This window comes from Actinomycetospora sp. C-140 (assembly GCF_054796175.1).
The window spans coordinates 37,557-52,968 of record NZ_JBTWNF010000020.1; the positions used below are offsets into that span (position 1 = coordinate 37,557).

Annotated in this window: 14 protein-coding genes; 6 read left to right on the forward strand and 8 right to left on the reverse strand. The window is 74.4% G+C overall.

The window, feature by feature from the left end; genetic code table 11:
* The first annotated feature begins 137 nt into the window (after positions 1 to 137).
* Positions 138 to 1,517 (forward strand): FAD-dependent oxidoreductase, encoded by a 1,380-nt coding sequence (locus ACR9E3_RS26765; RefSeq protein WP_460383812.1) that lies wholly within the window; start codon positions 138 to 140, stop codon positions 1,515 to 1,517.
* Entirely contained in the window at positions 1,514 to 2,992 is a 1,479-nt protein-coding gene (locus ACR9E3_RS26770; protein ID WP_460383813.1) for a dihydroorotase, read from the forward strand. The genes ACR9E3_RS26765 and ACR9E3_RS26770 overlap by 4 nt, the downstream gene beginning before the upstream one ends.
* Positions 2,993 to 3,024: 32 nt before the next feature.
* Here the strand turns inward: ACR9E3_RS26770 and ACR9E3_RS26775 are convergent, their stop codons facing one another.
* Genes ACR9E3_RS26775 through ACR9E3_RS26785 form a run of 3 tightly spaced genes read right to left on the reverse strand, consistent with a single transcriptional unit; the run spans position 3,025 to position 5,708 of the window.
* Positions 3,025 to 3,264 (reverse strand): hypothetical protein, encoded by a 240-nt coding sequence (locus ACR9E3_RS26775; RefSeq protein ID WP_460383814.1) that lies wholly within the window; start codon positions 3,262 to 3,264, stop codon positions 3,025 to 3,027.
* Between the two features lie 11 nt (positions 3,265 to 3,275).
* On the reverse strand, positions 3,276 to 4,625 hold the full coding sequence (locus tag ACR9E3_RS26780; RefSeq protein ID WP_460383816.1) for a Rieske 2Fe-2S domain-containing protein: 1,350 nt from the start codon (positions 4,623 to 4,625) through the stop codon (positions 3,276 to 3,278).
* Positions 4,626 to 4,664: 39 nt separating this feature from the next.
* Positions 4,665 to 5,708, reverse strand: coding sequence for a GlxA family transcriptional regulator (locus tag ACR9E3_RS26785; RefSeq protein WP_460383817.1), 1,044 nt, complete (start codon positions 5,706 to 5,708; stop codon positions 4,665 to 4,667).
* Positions 5,709 to 5,780: 72 nt separating this feature from the next.
* Here ACR9E3_RS26785 and ACR9E3_RS26790 point away from each other — a divergent pair, with 72 nt between their 5' ends.
* Genes ACR9E3_RS26790 through ACR9E3_RS26800 form a run of 3 tightly spaced genes read left to right on the forward strand, consistent with a single transcriptional unit; the run spans position 5,781 to position 8,492 of the window.
* The gene (locus tag ACR9E3_RS26790; RefSeq protein WP_460383818.1) at positions 5,781 to 7,097 is read left to right on the forward strand and encodes an MFS transporter; all 1,317 of its coding nucleotides are present in this window, start codon (positions 5,781 to 5,783) and stop codon (positions 7,095 to 7,097) included.
* Positions 7,094 to 7,714: a carboxymuconolactone decarboxylase family protein gene (locus ACR9E3_RS26795; protein ID WP_460383819.1), complete on the forward strand. Its 621-nt coding sequence runs from the start codon at positions 7,094 to 7,096 to the stop codon at positions 7,712 to 7,714. The genes ACR9E3_RS26790 and ACR9E3_RS26795 overlap by 4 nt, the downstream gene beginning before the upstream one ends.
* Before the next feature lie 10 nt (positions 7,715 to 7,724).
* Positions 7,725 to 8,492 carry an IclR family transcriptional regulator gene (locus ACR9E3_RS26800; protein WP_460383820.1) on the forward strand — a complete coding sequence of 256 codons (768 nt, stop codon included), beginning with the start codon at positions 7,725 to 7,727 and terminating at the stop codon, positions 8,490 to 8,492.
* 3 nt (positions 8,493 to 8,495) lie between these two features.
* On the opposite strand, the gene ACR9E3_RS26805 is transcribed toward ACR9E3_RS26800, so the two are convergent.
* The 3 genes from ACR9E3_RS26805 to ACR9E3_RS26815 form a co-directional block, all read right to left on the reverse strand.
* Positions 8,496 to 9,686, reverse strand: a complete 1,191-nt coding sequence (locus ACR9E3_RS26805; RefSeq protein ID WP_460383821.1) for an MFS transporter — start codon at positions 9,684 to 9,686, stop codon at positions 8,496 to 8,498.
* Positions 9,687 to 9,811: 125 nt separating this feature from the next.
* Positions 9,812 to 10,909, reverse strand: coding sequence for a PEP/pyruvate-binding domain-containing protein (locus ACR9E3_RS26810; protein WP_460383822.1), 1,098 nt, complete (start codon positions 10,907 to 10,909; stop codon positions 9,812 to 9,814).
* A complete protein-coding gene (locus tag ACR9E3_RS26815; protein WP_460383823.1) occupies positions 10,906 to 12,714 on the reverse strand; it encodes a PEP-utilizing enzyme in 1,809 nt (602 codons plus the stop codon). Before ACR9E3_RS26815 ends, ACR9E3_RS26810 begins: the two co-directional genes overlap by 4 nt.
* A 182-nt stretch (positions 12,715 to 12,896) precedes the next feature.
* On the opposite strand from ACR9E3_RS26815, the gene ACR9E3_RS26820 reads away from it, so the two are divergent.
* Entirely contained in the window at positions 12,897 to 13,652 is a 756-nt protein-coding gene (locus ACR9E3_RS26820) for an SDR family oxidoreductase (RefSeq protein WP_460383825.1), read from the forward strand.
* Between the two features lie 96 nt (positions 13,653 to 13,748).
* Here the strand turns inward: ACR9E3_RS26820 and ACR9E3_RS26825 are convergent, their stop codons facing one another.
* Together ACR9E3_RS26825 and ACR9E3_RS26830 are read right to left on the reverse strand one after the other, a co-directional pair.
* Positions 13,749 to 14,564, reverse strand: coding sequence for an alpha/beta hydrolase (locus ACR9E3_RS26825; RefSeq protein WP_460383827.1), 816 nt, complete (start codon positions 14,562 to 14,564; stop codon positions 13,749 to 13,751).
* Between the two features lie 2 nt (positions 14,565 to 14,566).
* Complete coding sequence (locus tag ACR9E3_RS26830) at positions 14,567 to 15,298, reverse strand: pentapeptide repeat-containing protein (RefSeq protein ID WP_460383828.1); 732 nt, start codon at positions 15,296 to 15,298, stop codon at positions 14,567 to 14,569.
* Positions 15,299 to 15,412: the final 114 nt, after the last annotated feature.

Below are 15,412 nucleotides of genomic sequence, written 5' to 3' on the forward strand. Positions count from 1 at the left end.
ACGCAGCGTGACGGGCGAGAGCGCTCGACGTCAAGCGTCGACGCCCAGCCCGTTGCCATGAGCCCGACGAGCTGCTCAGATGACTGAGGGGACGTCGTCGGGCGGCGTTCCTCCCAACGGAACGAGGGAGCGGAGCGATGGCCGACGTCGACCTCCTCGTCGCCGGTGCCGGTGGCGGGCTCGCCGGCGCGCTGCGCGCGGCGCAGGCCGGGTGCGACGTCGTCGTCGCCGAGGCGAACCCGCAGTACCGGCGGGGCAACAACACGGCGATGTCGACGGCGATGATCCCGGGTCCCGGGAGCCGCTACCAGCGTGCGGCCGGCGTCGACGACTCCCCGGAGCGGTTCCTCGCCGACGTCGCCGCGAAGACCCGCGGCGAGGCGGATCCCGCGGTGGCGGGCACTCTGGCGCGGGTCGGTGCGGAGCTCGTGGAGTGGCTGGCCGACCGGGTCGGGCTCCCCGTCGAGCTGGCCGACGTCGACTACCCCGGGCACTCGGTGCGCCGGGTGCACACCGTGCCGGGCCGTCACGGCGCGGCGCTGCTGCAGGGGCTCGTCGCGGCGGCCGAGGCCGATCCGCGCGTCGACCTCCTGGTGCCCGCCCGGCTCGTGGGCCTCGACCGCGAGCCCGACGGGGCGTGGCGGGCCCGGCTGCGCCGTCCCGACGGCGTCGAGGAGGAGCTCACCGCCCGGGGCGTCCTGCTCGCGACCAGCGGCTACGGGGCCGATCGCGACCTGGTCGCCACCCACCTCCCCGAGATCGCCGATGCCGCGTACCACGGCAGCGAGTACGCCACCGGCGACGCGCTGCGCCTCGGGACCGCCCACGGCGCGGCCGCCCTGACGCTGGACGCCTACCAGGGCCACGCCGGTCTCTCGGCCGCGGCGCGCACGCTCGTGACCTGGACGACGGTGATGGCGGGCGCCGTCGTCGTCGACGCCGAGGGTCGTCGCTTCGGCGACGAGACCGTCGGCTACTCGGAGTACGCCGCCATGCTCGCCGCCCGGCCCGGGGCCCGCGGCTGGGTCGTGCTCGACGCCCGGATCGACGTCGCGACCCGGGAGTTCCTCGACTACCGCGACGTCGTCGCGGCCGGGGCCCTGCGCTGGGCGGACACCGTCGCCGAGCTCGCCGCGCGGATCGGGGTGGACGCGTCCGTGCTCGCCGGCGAGCTCGCGGACGCGGCCGCCGTCGCGCGCGGGTCCGCCGCGGTCGACCGGGTCGGGCGCCGGTCGGTGGCGGCCGCGCTCGCGCCGCCCTACGCCGCCGTGGAGATCGTCCCCGCGCTCTTCCACACCCAGGGCGGGCTCGCCGTCGACGGGCACGCCCGGGTGCTCGACGCCGCCGGACGACCGCTCGGCGGCCTCTACGCCGCGGGCGGCGCGGCGGTCGGCATGTCCGGCCACGGCGCCGCCGGCTACCTGGCCGGCAACGGCCTGCTGCCCGCCCTCGGCCTGGCCTACCGGGCCGCCGAGCACCTCTCGACAGGACACGCCCCCGAGGAGATCCCCGCATGACCCACGACCTCGTCGTCCGCAACGTCCGCGTGGTCCGGCCGGGGGCGCAGGACGTCCCGCTCGCCGACATCGCCGTCGACGACGGGCGGATCACCGCCGTCGGCCCGGACCTCGGCACCGACGCGACCGAGGTGCACGACGGCCACGGCCGGCTCGCCTTCCCCGGCGTGGTCGACGCGCACCAGCACTGGGGGATCTACAACCCGCTCGCCGACGACACGGTGACCGAGAGCCGGGCGTGCGCGCAGGGCGGGGTCACCACGTCGCTGACCTACATGCGCACCGGCCAGTACTACCTGAACAAGGGCGGCCCGTACGCCGAGGTGTTCCCCGAGGTCCTCGCGGCCTCCCAGGGGCGCTCGCACGTCGACTACGCGTTCCACCTCGCCCCCATGCAGGCGAGCCACATCGACGAGATCCCCGCGCTCGTCGACGAGCACGGCGTCCCGTCGTTCAAGATCTTCATGTTCTACGGCAGCCACGGGCTGCACGGGCGCTCGGACGCGCAGAACGACTTCCTCATGATCCCCGAGGGCGAGCGCTACGACATCGCGCACTTCGAGTTCGTCATGCGCGGCATCCAGCGGGCGCGCGAGCAGCGCCCCGACATCGCCGACCAGATCTCGCTGTCGCTGCACTGCGAGACCGCCGAGATCATGACGGCCTACACCCGCATGGTCGAAGAGGAGGGCCGGCTCTCCGGGCTCGAGGCGTACAGCGCCGCGCGCCCGCCGCACTCCGAGGGCCTCGCGGTCACCATCGCGTCCTACCTCGCCCACGAGACGGGGCTGCCGACGATCAACCTGCTGCACCTGTCGTCGGCCAAGGCCCTCGAGGCGGCGATGCTGATGGCGGCGGCGTTCCCGCACGTCGACTTCCGCCGCGAGGTCACCATCGGCCACCTGCTCGCCGACGTGCACACCGCCGACGGCGTCGGCGGCAAGGTCAACCCGCCGCTGCGCCCGCGCTCCGACGTCGAGGCGCTGTGGCGCCACGTGCTCGCGGGCGACGTCTCGTGGGTCGTGTCCGACCACGCCTGCTGCAAGGAGGCGACGAAGTTCGGGCCCGACCACGCCGACGTCTTCGCGGCCAAGTCCGGGTTCGGCGGCACCGAGTACCTCCTGCCGGGCCTCGTCGGCGAGGGCCTCAAGCGGGGTCTCGCGCTCCCGCGGATCGCCGAGCTGACCTCGACGACTCCGGCCCGGCGCTTCGGCCTCGGCACCAAGGGCGACCTCGCGCCCGGGTTCGACGCCGACATCGCGCTCGTCGACCCGGACACCTCGTGGACCGTCGACCCGTCGGCGTCGGAGTCCACGCAGGAGTACAGCCCGTTCCGCGGACTGGAGATCGGCGCCACGGTGACGCGCACCTTCCTGCGCGGGCGGACGGTGTTCGCCGACGGCGCCGTGGTCGGCGAGCCGGACGGGCGCTACCTGAAGCGCCCGACCCCGCCCGTCCGGCCGACCTCGTCCTGACCCTCGGCCTGGACCTGGGCCTGGCCCTCGTCCTAGTGCTCCGGCTCGTGCCCCACGGCCGTGCCGCCGGTGGTGGTGACCTCGCCGGTCCAGTCGCACGTCGAGCACCAGCAGTAGAACCGCCGGGCGTCGCCCTCCCAGAACTCGTTGGCGAGGCCGAGATCGCGGGCGCACGCCGGGCAGAAGCGTGGGGCGTCCCGGCGGTGCGCCTCGACGTCGGCGGCGAACCGGCGGTCGATCTTCGCGCCGGGTGAGCCGTCGGGAGCCGTCACGGGGGACATCCTCACCGCGGGATCAGCCCCGAGTCCACCTGGGCCGAGGTGTCGGGGGCGAGGGTGGCGGTGCCGATGCCGCCCTCCGGGGTGAACGACGGCCGCCCCGCCTCCTTGTCCGCCTCGACGCGCGCGGCGGCGTCGAGGTGCACCGTCTTGATCGCCTCGAGGTCGGGGGAGTAGCGCGTGGAGCCCATGTTGCAGAAGTCGATCGCGAACTCGGCGCCGCCGGCGTGGAACTTGTCCTTCTCGCAGGGCAGGTCGATGCGCTCGTGGGGCTCGCGGATGACCCCCAGCGGGTCCTCGCCCTTCGCGACGGCCTGCATGGACTGGCGGAACATCTTGCGCAGCAGCGAGACCCCGATGTCCGAACGGCCGAGGTGCTCGGTGGTGCGGTCGGTGATCGGGCCCTGCGTCACCCAGGCCATGATGTCCTGGCCCTCGACGTAGTTGACGACGTGGTTCCCGCGGTCGTCGAACACGGGGATCTCGTAGTCCGGGACCCGCTCCTGCGCCACCGGCTCGTAGCCCTCCGGGGCGTGCACCGTGTACAGCATGAACCGCGTCGTCGTGCGGTTGATCGGCACGCGGATCTGCATCTGGTGGATGCCGCCGCCGCCGACGCGCATGTTGTAGGGGAAGACCAGCGGGTGCCCGACCTTCCAGTCGTCGTTGTCCTCGCTCGCCCCGGCGAGCACGCGGCGCTTGATGATCCCCCACTCGAAGGCGTCGAAGCCGATGCGCTGGTGCTTCTTGCCGAACGACGCCGGGGCCTCGAAGCCCTCGTGGCGCCCGATGAACTCGAAGTAGCGGCCGTGCAGGTGCTCGACGTGGTGCGGGTCGACCGCGTTCTCCATGATCTGCACGTAGTTGCACGGCAGGTCGGCCCAGCCGATGTCGCGGTAGCCGTCCATCACGTAGACGTCGAAGCGGGGCAGCAGCGGCGCCGGGTCCGGCCCGACGTAGGCCCAGATCAGCCCCCCGAGCTCCTCGACCGTGCCGGCGGTGGCGCGCACGCGCTCCTGGAAGTTGGTGTTCTCCTTCTCCGCGGGCTGGTCGGTGCACGCGCCGTCGGTGTCGAACTTCCAGCCGTGGTACGGGCAGCGCAGGCCGTCGCCCTCGACCACGCCGTAGGCCATCGACGCCTTCCGGTGCGGGCAGGGCTCGGGGATGATCCCGAGCTTCCCGGACGGCGTGCGCCAGAGAGCGAAGAACTCACCGAGCAGCTCGACGCGCTTGACCGGGAACTCCTCGAGCTCGCGGGTGAACGCGACCGGGTACCAGTAGCGGCGCAGGACCTCGCCCATCGGCGTGCCGGCCTCGACGGCGGTGAGTTCCTCGTTCTGCTCGGCGGTCAGCACGGTGGCGGCCCTCCCGGGTCGGTGGCGGTGACCTCGACGCTAGGGAGCCGCGGGACCGGAGAGAAGAGCCGTGTCCCTCTCCGCGGGATGCCCGCCGCGGAACCGCCGCCGGTAGGCGAGCGGGGACAGCCCGACCTCGTCGGCGAGGTGCGCCCGCAGCGACGCCGCGGTGCCGAGCCCCGCGGCCGCGGCGACCCGGTCGACGGGCAGGTCGCTGCCCTCGAGCAGGCGCCGCGCCCGCGCGACGCGCTGGGCGACGAGCCACGCGTGCGGCGACGTGCCGGTCTCCGCCCGGAAGCGCCGGGTGAAGGTGCGGACGCTCATCGCCGCGCGCGCCGCGAGGGCGGCGACGTCGAGGTCGGCGTCGAGGTGCTCGACGGCCCACGCCCGTACCGCCCCGGTGTCGCCGGCGCCCTCCTCCGGCAGCGGGCGGTCGATGAACTGGGCCTGCCCGCCGTCGCGCCAGGGCGCGACGACGAGGTGGCGCGCGACGGCGTTGGCGACCTCGGCGCCGTGGTCGCGGCGCAGGACGTGCAGGCAGAGATCCAGGCCGGCGGCCAGGCCCGCGGAGGTGGCGACGTCGCCGTCGTCGACGAAGAGGACCGATTCGTCGACCTCGAGGTCGGGGTGCAGGGCGCGGAGCTCGACCGCGCGTGCCCAGTGCGTCGCCACCCGGTGCCCGGCGAGGCGGCCGGCGGCGGCGAGCACGAAGGCGCCGGTGCAGATCGACATCCAGCGGGCGTGCGCCGGCACGGCCCCGAGGGCCTCGTGGACCTCGGCCGGGAGCACCCCGTCGCGGCGGGCCGGGACGAAGTGCGTGCCGGGCACGATCACCGTGTCCGCCGCGGCGAGCGCTTCCGGCCCGTGCTCGAGCAGGAGCGAGAAGCCCGCCGTCGTCGCCACCCGGTCGGCGAGCCCGCACACCCGCACGTCGTAGAGCGGGCCGTCGGGGCCCTCCGCGGTGCCGAAGACCTGCGGCGGGATCTGCAGGTCGAAACCGACGACCTCCGGCAGGGCCAGGACGGCGACGACGTGACGGCGGGACGCGGAGCCGGCCGGAGCGGGACCTTCGTGCTCGGTCATGGCCGGATTCTTGCACGTCTTGGCGTTCGGGCCACTGGTTCGTCGACCGGAGATCGCGCAGGCTGACCCCTCGTGACCGAGACGCGCCCCGACGCCTCCGCGGACGCACCGCCGAGAGCCCGCCCTTCCGCCTGGCCCTGGGCCGTCGCCGCCACGGCGTTCGTGACGCTCCTGGGCGCCTCGGGCTTCCGGTCGGCGCCCGGGGTGTTCGTCGACCCGCTCCACACGGAGTTCGGCTGGTCGACCGCGACGATCTCGTCGGCGGTGTCGCTGAACCTGCTGCTCTACGGCGTCGTGTCGCCCTTCGCCGCCGCGCTCATGGAGCGGTTCGGGATGCGGCGCGTCGTGAGCATCGCGCTGCTGCTGGTCGCCGCGGGCAGCGGGCTGACGGTGTTCATGACCTCGGCCTGGCAGCTGGTCCTGCTGTGGGGCGTGCTCGTGGGGGTCGGCACCGGGTCGATGGCGCTGGCGTTCGTCGCCACCGTCACCGGGCGCTGGTTCGTGGCGCGCCGCGGGCTGGTGTCGGGCGTGCTGACCGCTGCGCAGGCCGCCGGCGGGCTCGTGTTCCTCCCGCTCATGGCCTCGCTCGCGGGGTCGGTGGGCTGGCGCGTGGCCTCGCTCGTGGTCGCCGGCGGCGCGCTGGTCGTCGTGCCGCTGGTGGTCTTCGTGCTGCGCGACCGGCCGTCCGACGTGGGGACGGTCGCGCACGGCGCCGATCCCGAGGACGTCCAGCCGGAGGAGGTCGTCACCGGGGGCGCCGCCCGACGCAGCCTCACCGTGCTGCGCGACGCCGCCCGCACCGGCACGTTCTGGCTGCTCGCGGGCGGGTTCGCGATCTGCGGCGCGACGACGGTCGGGCTCCTCAACACCCACTTCGTCCCGGCGGCCCACGAGCACGGCATGCCCGCGACGACGGCGGCCGGGCTGCTGGCGGTGGTCGGAGTCTTCGACGTGATCGGCACGATCGCGTCGGGCTGGTTCACCGACCGCGTCGACCCGCGCAGGCTGCTCGCCGTCTACTACGTGCTGCGCGGCGCGTCGCTGCTGGTGCTGCCGTTCCTGCTCGCCCCGACCGCCGCGCCGCCGCTCTGGGCGTTCATCGTGTTCTACGGCCTGGACTGGGTGGCCACGGTCCCGCCGACGGTCGCGCTCTGCCGCGAGCGCTTCGGGGCCCGCGCCCCGATCGTCTTCGGCTGGGTGTTCGCCGCGCACCAGGTCGGTTCGGCGATCGCGGCGGTCGGGGCCGGCCTGATCCGCGACCTGTCCGGCTCCTACGACGGCGCCTGGTGGAGCGCGGGGGCGCTCTGCGTCGTCGCCGCGGGCCTCTCGTTGGCGGTCCCGCGCGCGCTCGCGGCTCGTCGCGGGGACCAACTAGCGTCCGCTCCATGACGATCTCCGTGCACCCCGGCGCCGACGACCGCGAGTGGGGCGGCCGGCTCCCGCGCAACGAGACGCTCGAGCTCGACGACGACCAGCGCGCGGCCCGCGAGAAGCTCCTCGAGAACGCCGGGGCGTGGGCGGAGCGCTCCGGCTTCGCGCCGATCGACGACCACGGCGGGATGATCGGCCCCTTCAACCCGTTCGTCCTGCGACCTGAGCCGGCGCGGGCGTTCAACCGCTGGGTCGTCGCCGACCAGCGGGGATCGTCGCTGTCCGCGCCGATCCGCGAGGTCGTCATCCTCACCGTCGGCGTGGCGTGGCAGGCTGACTACGAGATCTACGCCCACGTCGCCGTCGCCCGGGCGGTGGGCCTGTCCGAGGCCGTCATCGACGGGCTGCGCCGGAACGAGGCCGACGGCTTCGCGGACGACGAGCTCGCCGCTCACCGGTTCACCGACGAGCTCGTGCGCACCCACCGCGTCGCCCGGCCGACGTACGACGCCGCGATCGAGGCCTTCGGGCGCGACGGCGTCCTGGACCTGGTCCACCTCGTCGGCATGTACCTCGCGACGTCGGCGCTGCTCAACGCGTTCGAGATCCCGGCGCCGCCGATCCCGGAGCCCTAGTCTGTCCCGCATGGCGGGACGTCCGAGCTGGGAGCTGGGCTCGGTGCGCAACGCCGCGCGGCTGCTCAAGGAGTTCTCGTTCACCGACCGCGAGCTCGGGGTCGCCGAGCTGGCCCGGCGGCTGGGGCTCGGCACGAGCACGGTGCACCGGATGCTCGCGACGCTGGCCGACGAGCGCCTCCTCGAGCGCGGGCCGTCCGGGACCTACCGGCTGGGGCTCGCGGTCCACGAGCTCGGCGCGAGCGTCGCGCCCCACGTCGGGCTGCACGAGGCCGCGATGCCGGCGATGGCGGGGCTGCGCCACGTCACCGGCGAGACGGTGCAGCTCGCGGTGCTCGACGGGATGCACTCGGTGTACGTCGAGCGCCTCGAGAGCCCGCACACGGTCCGGATCTTCTCGCGGGTCGGGACGCGGCTGCCCGCGACGACGACGAGCACGGGCAAGGTGCTGCTCGCCGCGCTGCCCGCCGACGAGCTCGACGCGCGGCTCGTCGCCTGGACCCCCGAGCGCCCGACACCCCACTCGATCGCCGACGAGGCGACCCTGCGCCGGCGCCTCCGGGAGATCGTCGAGCGCGGCTGGGCCGACAACCGCGAGGAGAGCAGGCTGGGCGTGGTGTCGGTGGGCGCCGCGGTGCACGACGAGCACGGGGCGGCGATCGCGGCGCTGAGCGTGGCCGCCCCCGTCGCCCGCACCGGGGGCACCACGCTGCGACGGCACGTCGCGCAGGTCGTCGAGGCCGCGGGCGTGATCGAGCGCCGCCTGACCGGCTGGTGAGGCTCAGGCCGCCGGGCGGGGCTCCCGCTGGACGAGCAGGCTGACGAACGCGACGAGCGCGAGCAGGGCGACGATGCCGGCGAAGACGACCCCGGCGGTCACCAGCCCGACCGCCGCGGACGCGACGCCCTCGCCGATCACCGGGATCGAGATCCCGATGTAGAGGACGAGGAAGAAGCTCGACGCCACCTCGCTGCGCCGCGCGGCCGGGCTGCCGGCGCTCACCGCGGCCAGCCCGGCCCGGAAGCTCATGCCCTGGCCGACGCCGGCGACGGCGGCCCCGGCGACGAGCACGGGCAGCGACGCCGTGCCGATCGCGGTCCCGACGAGGCCCATCCCGACCACCAGCGCGGCGCAGCCGGTGAGGAGCGCCGGGCGCTCGCCGAGGCCGGACGACGCGATCTGTCCGAGCGTCGACGCGCCGAGCAGCGTGAAGACCACGAGGCCGTTGACCAGGTGGTCCTGCTCGTGCAGGACCTGGGTGAGGAAGGCGGGGGAGACCGCGGTGAAGAGGCCGAGCACGGCGAAGCCCGCGAAGCCGGCGATCGCCGCGCGGACGAACACCCCGCGCACCTCCGGGGGGACCGAGACCTTCTGCGGGCGCCAGGAGACCGGGCCGGCGGGCGTCTCGACGGGCTCGACCACGCACCAGACGGCCGCGCCGACGACGAGCACCAGCACGATGTGCACGAGGTAGGGCAGGGCCAGCGGCGCCGGCGCGAACTGGGCGAGCGCGCCCGCGACCACCGGGCCGAGCCCCAGTCCGAGCATGTTCACCGCGGCCGCGAGCAGGCTGTACGGCTTCTGGCGCCCCTCCGGGGCGAAGTCGACGATCGCCGCGGTCGCCGTGCCCGTGAAGATGCCGGCGGACAGGCCGGAGAGCACCCGCCCGGCGAACAGGGTCCCGAGATCGTCCGGGATGAGGAAGACCGCGCTGGAGACCGCCGCGAGCACGAGCCCCGGCAGCAGCACCGCGCGACGCCCGACCTGGTCGGAGAGCCGGCCGAACAGGAGCAACGCCGCTGTCACGCCGACCGCGTACGCCGCGAAGATCAGCGTGACCATCACGCCGCCGAAGCCCTGCTCCCGCTCGTAGATCGGGTAGAGCGGCGTCGGCAGCGTTGCGCCGAGCATCGTGACGAGGAAGGCGAGGGCGACGACGATCGCCGCGGCCCGTCCCCGCAGTCCGCGCACCGCGGGGGCGTCCGAGATCGACGAGCTGATGGTGGTCCTCCGTCCGGTTGCGCGCGATGCGCCGACGGACGGCATTCCCCGGCCGTGCCGGCGCTACGCGGGCACCGGCACGACCGGGACGCTCGTCACCGTCCCGGGATCGGCTTGCCGGAGAAGAGGTACTTCTGCGCCAGGGCCACCGGGTCGTAGGCGGCCGGCGACGCCTCCTCCGCCGAGGCGGTCACCGTCACCGGGCGGGTCTGCACGATGCAGACCGGGTCGCCCGCGCGCCGGTGCCGTCCGATCACCCACTCCACGTCGACCGGGTGGCCGTAGTGCTCCTCGATCGCCCGCACCGCCGACGCGATGGCGCTGATCTGCTCGTCGTCGAGCACCTGGCGGTCGGCGAGCTTCGCCGGCATGTCGATCTCGGTGACCGCGCCGACCGCGAAGTCGAACGCCGAGACGATCCGCTTGTGCGCGACGTCGTACCGCAGGACTCGGCCGTCGGCCTTCCCGACCTCCACGTGGTCCGGGTCGACGAGCCCCTGCACGATCGCCTCGCCCCAGCCCCAGCTGGTCTCGATGACGATGCGGTCGGCCTTGCCGGTGACCGGGTGGACCGAGAACGCGACCCCCGAGGCGCGGGCGTGGATCAGCTCGATGACGCCGACCGCGATCGGCATCGCGTGGTGGCTGATCCCCTTGCGCAGCCGGTAGGCCAGCGCCCGGGCGGTGAACAGCGAGCCCCAGCAGTTGCGGACCGCGTCGAGCACGCGCTCGATGCCCGAGACACCGAGGTAGGTGTCGAAGATGCCCGCGAAGCTCGCGTCCGCCGCGTCCTCGCCGGTGGCCGACGAGCGCACCGCGACCGGCACGTTGACGTCGACCGCCCGCAGGCACAGCTCCTCGTACGCGTCGGTGAGCGTGGTGGTGAGCTCGTCGGACATCGGCGTGTCCACGAACAGCCCGCGGATCTCCTCCGAGGCCGCCGCGACCTCGGCCTCGGGGGCCTGTTCGCCGAGCCGCGAGATGATCGCGTCGATCTTCGCGTCGAGCCCCGTCTCGGCGCAGTGGCGCAGGTAGGCCCCGGTGGTGACGGCGAAGCCGTCGGGCACCTGCACGCCGGAGCGCAGGAGCTCCGAGAGGCGGCCCATCTTCGAGCCGCCCAGCTCGATGGCGGTCGTCGGGTCGGTCTCGTCGACCCAGATGACCGGTGTGGTGGTGGGGTCCCCAGAGGTCATCCGACCACGGACCCGATGGTCGAGCTCCGCTGCGCTCCCTCTCCCGCCGCCGCCTCGCTCGCGGGCGCCCGGTCGGCGGCCTTGGTGAGCACGGTGACGGTGCCGGTCGTGCCGTCGACCTCGATCTCGTCGCCGTCGCCGATGGAGAAGGTCGCGACGCCCGTCGCGGTCACCGTCGGGACGCCGTACTCGCGGCCGACGATCGCGGCGTGGGAGAGCATGCCGCCGCCGTCGCACACGGCGCCGGCGATCTTGCCGAAGGCCGGCGTCCAGTTCGGTGACGTCGACTCGCAGACCAGGATCGAGCCGGGCTCGAGGCGGTGCAGCTCGTCGGAGGACTGGAGCACGCGGGCGGTGCCCCGGGCGGTGCCCTTGGCCGCCGCCACGCCCTGCAGCACGGTCTGCGACTTCGCGTCCGGGTTCTGCACGGCCTTGATCGACTGCGGGTTGAGCCCGAAGATCTCGATGAGGATCGGGTCCTCGACGGCCTCGGGGATCGTGCCGAGCACCTTGGGCATCTCGCTGCGCTTCGCGTGCCAGTGGTCGAAGTACTGGCGGCGCTCGGCCACCAGGCTCTTGAGCTCGCCCTGGTAGGGCTTGCGGCCGGAGGCGACGTCCATGAGCTCGGGCCAGAACAGGTAGAGCATGTCGTCCTTGTTGTCCGCGTTCTCGCGGCGCGCCAGCTCCTGGCAGCCCCACCGCAGCGGGAGCATGACCTTGAGGTCGATGTAGTAGTTGTGGTCGTCCTGCCACCAGGGGAAGTTCGCGGCCTGGTTGGACTCCAGGCCGGCGTCGAAGACGGCCTGCTCCTCCTTGGTCAGGCCCGAGCGCGCGTTGTCGATCGCTTCCTCGCGCTCGGCCATCGCGTTGCGCGCCGCGGCCTCGAAGTCGTGGTCCTCGGGACGCTTGAGGAAGGTCTTCACCAGGCCCAGGGCGATCGCGTTGTCCTCGATCCAGCTCGGCACGCCGACGTCGCAGGTCGCCTCGGCGCGCCAGCCGTAGATCTGGAGGAAGTCGTCGAACTCGGTGAGCCACTGCGACGCCGCGCCGCCGTGGCGACCGAGGGCGTCGCGCAGCTCGTGGGGCTCGTGGGTGTCGAAGACGTCGGCGATGCCCAGTTGCCGGGCCCGGGCGGCGAGCCGGTCGAGCTCCCGGTCGGTCTCCATGATCTTGGTGTCCTCGCCCTGGAGGAACTTGCCGATCTCGTTGGGGTTGATCCCCATGTCGGCGCAGGCGCCGTAGAAGCCGAGGAAGTTCGCGAGCATCGGGTACATGACGCCGAAGTGGATCTCCATGGCGCGCTTGTGGTAGCGGCGGCCCTGGCCGAGCAGGTCGCTCAGGTCCGGGGTGCCGGCGAAGTCGACGCCGCGGAAGTACGACCAGGTCGACTCGAGCTCGTCGCGGCCGCCCTCCCAGATCGAGCGGTAGTTCTGCAGGAAGTGCGGCAGGTTCGTCGCGATGCGGTTGGCGCGCGCACCGATCTCGCGGGGGTCGGTCTCGGGCAGGGCGCAGCCGTAGAGGTGGGTGCCCGCGAAGCGCGCGGTGACGCCGCGCCCGGGCGGCAGCGGCAGCGACTCGGCGGCGTGCTGGGTGCCCCAGCAGTAGCCGTCGCCGCTCCACAGCGTGGCCGCGAGCGGGGTGAGCCCGCGCGACCAGTGGAAGTCCAGGAACCAGAAGCCCTGCTCGTCCCCGGGCTTGAACGGGCTCGCCGGGTCGACGATCCAGGGCATCTCGAAGTGCTCCGGCTTGTACCCCGGGTACCACTCGCCCGTGGCGAAGTCGTCCACCGGCACCACGTTGGCCATCTGATCCTCCTCGTCGATGAGCGCGCGATCACGGTCGTGCCCCCGGGTCTGTGATGCAAGCAACACGTTCCGCGCCCGCGAACGTTGCCAACCGCCGAACGGCCTCGTGCGGCGGTCCGGCGGTGATCCCTAGGGTCACGCGCCGTGCGTGGTGTGTTCCTGGAGGTGGGTCGGTGGGCGGGGTGAGCGAACCGTCGGCCGTGGTCGTGGGTGCCACCGGCGCCCTGGGCGGCGCGATCGTGCGGCGGCTGCGCTCGCGCGGGGTCCCGGTCCTCGCGGTGGCGCGCTCCGCCGACGCCGTCGCGTCCCTGGGCGCCGACGACGAGGGCGTCGTCCCGTGCGCGGCGGACATCGGCTCCGACGATGCTTCTGCGGTCATCGCCACGGCGCTGGGGTCGTGGGGTGCCCCGGTGCGGATGGTCGTGCAGGCCGCCGGGCTCCCGGCGCTGGGCGGACTGGACGCCGTCGAGCCCGCCGCCCTCGGCGCCGCCGTGGCGCTGAAGGTCGGCGGCCTGCTGCGCCTGGTCCGCGCGGCCGACCCGTGGCTGGGGGAGGGGTCGCGGCTCGTGGCGCTCGGGGGCCATTACGGCGCCGAGCCCTCCCCGCACGTCCCCGGCGCCGGCGTCACCAACGCCGCGCTCGCCAACCTCGTGCGCCAGCTCGCCGACGCCTACGGCCCGCGCGGCATCACCGCCCACCTCGTCGCCCCGGGGCCCGCGGACACCGACCGCCTGCGCCGGCTCTCGGCGTCGCAGGCCTCGGCGCGTGGCGTCGACGTGGAGGATGTGCTCACCGAGCGCCGGGCCGAGTCGCCCCTGGGCGCGCTCGTCACCCCGGAACAGGTCGGGTGGGCCGTCGCGACGCTGCTCGACCCCGAGGCCGCGGCGCTCACCGGGTCGACGCTGGCGCTGGACATGGGTGCGCGGCGCGGCATCTGAGGGCTCCTCGGCATCTGACGGAGATCAGGGGCGCGGTACGCACCTCCGCGGGCCGTCCGCGGTGCGTGGCGCGCTCCTGATCTCTCGCGGTGGGCGTCAGGAGAGCGTGCCGGCGAGGTCGACGACCGCACCGACGACCGCGGGCCCGTGGGCGAGGACGGCGTCGTTGTGGTCGGCCCGCGGGACGGCGACGACACGCGCGCCCGCCGCCGCGGCGACCTCCCGGCTCTGCGCAGGGGGGATCGTGCGGTCGGCCTCGCCGAGCACGACGGTCGTCGGGACGCCGGTGCCGTGCACCAGGTCGACGACCGGGAAGCGGTCGGCGAGCAGCGCGCGCACGGGCAGCACCGGGTAGGCGATCTCGGCGATCGCGGCCAGCTCGGTGAACGGCGAGCGCAGCACCATCCCGGCGACCGGGGCCTCGGTCGCGAGCCGCGCGACCACGCCGGACCCGAGGCTCTCGCCGAGGTAGAGCAGGCGACCGGGATCCACGCCGCGCGCGCCGACGAGGTGCTCGCGGGCGGCCCGCGCGTCGGTGACCAGCCCGTCCTCGCTCGGCCGTCCGGGGTTCCCGCCGAAGCCGCGGTAGTCGAACAGCAGGACGTCGAGGCCCTGCGCCGCCAGCGCCGCGGCCAGCGGGGCCCGGGCCGCCCGGTCGCCGGCGTTGCCGTTCGCCACCAGCACCGTGACGTCGCGGCGGGCGCCGCTCGCCGGGACGAACCAGGCGCCGAGGCGCAGGCCGTCCGCCGTGGCGAGCGTGACGTCCTCGCCGCGCGCCACGACCGTCGCGGCGGCCGGGACCGGACCGGCGTCGGGGAGGTAGATCAGCCGGCGCTGCCCCAGCCAGAGCACGGCGACCAGCACGGCGGCGGTCGTGACCAGCACGAGGCCGACCACCACCAGCGCCCGCACCGTCAGATCACCTGGAGCCCGAGGGCGCGGCAGACGTCGGCGGCCTGTCCGGTCGACACGATCGCGCCGCGGAGCACCGCCGGCGTCTCGGGGGTGATCTCCCCGAGGTCGGCGCCGCGCAGGTCGGCGCCGGCCAGGCGGGCGTGGGTGAGGTCGGTGCCGCGTAGCGCGCAGTCGGTGAACACGGCGTCGCGGAGGTCGGCGCCGGAGAGGTCGGCGTCGGAGAGGTCGACGCGCTCGAGACGCCAGCCGCGCAGCGCCGCGTCGGCGAGCCGGGCGAGGGCGAGCGAGCAGCCGTCGACGGTGAAGGTCACCGCGAGGCTGCGCATGCCGGTGAGGTCGGCGCCGATCATGCGGCAGTCGCGGAACGCCGTGTCGGTGAGCCTGGCACCGACGAGGCGGGCGCGGGAGAGGTCGACGCCGGTGAGGGCCGCGTCGGTGAGGTCGGCGTCGCCGAGATCCGCGCCGGCGAGCGAGCCGCCCTCGATCCGGACACTGTCGAGCACCGCACCCCGGAACCTGGCCCCGGGCGCCCGCACGCGGTCGAGGACGGCGCCCGTGAGATCGACACCGGAGAGGTCGAGCTCGTCGAGGACGCAGCGGCGCAGTGTCCAGGGGCCGCCGCGCCCGAGGACGTCGCGGACCTCCTCGGCGTCGGCGCCGGTGAGGTCGACATCGGAGACCTCGGAGCCGTGGCGGAGTGCGTCGAGACCGTCGAGGCCGGGGGTGCTCACGGGCGCCGAGTCTGCCCCGCCCCCGGGACGCTGCACCCGGGGTGTGCGAGCGATGCGGCTTTCCTGGCGTCCCACGCCAGGATCGCCACAGGCTCGACCCGGCGACACGCCGGG

Coding starts and splice junctions, on each gene's coding strand:
- ACR9E3_RS26785 (WP_460383817.1), bottom strand. CDS start 5,708: ATGACCGAGCACGAAGGTCCCGCTCCGGCCGGCTCCGCGTCCCGCCGT.
- ACR9E3_RS26800 (WP_460383820.1), top strand. CDS start 7,725: ATGGCGGGACGTCCGAGCTGGGAGCTGGGCTCGGTGCGCAACGCCGCG.
- ACR9E3_RS26770 (WP_460383813.1), top strand. CDS start 1,514: ATGACCCACGACCTCGTCGTCCGCAACGTCCGCGTGGTCCGGCCGGGG.
- ACR9E3_RS26765 (WP_460383812.1), top strand. CDS start 138: ATGGCCGACGTCGACCTCCTCGTCGCCGGTGCCGGTGGCGGGCTCGCC.
- ACR9E3_RS26815 (WP_460383823.1), bottom strand. CDS start 12,714: ATGGCCAACGTGGTGCCGGTGGACGACTTCGCCACGGGCGAGTGGTAC.
- ACR9E3_RS26810 (WP_460383822.1), bottom strand. CDS start 10,909: ATGACCTCTGGGGACCCCACCACCACACCGGTCATCTGGGTCGACGAG.
- ACR9E3_RS26795 (WP_460383819.1), top strand. CDS start 7,094: ATGACGATCTCCGTGCACCCCGGCGCCGACGACCGCGAGTGGGGCGGC.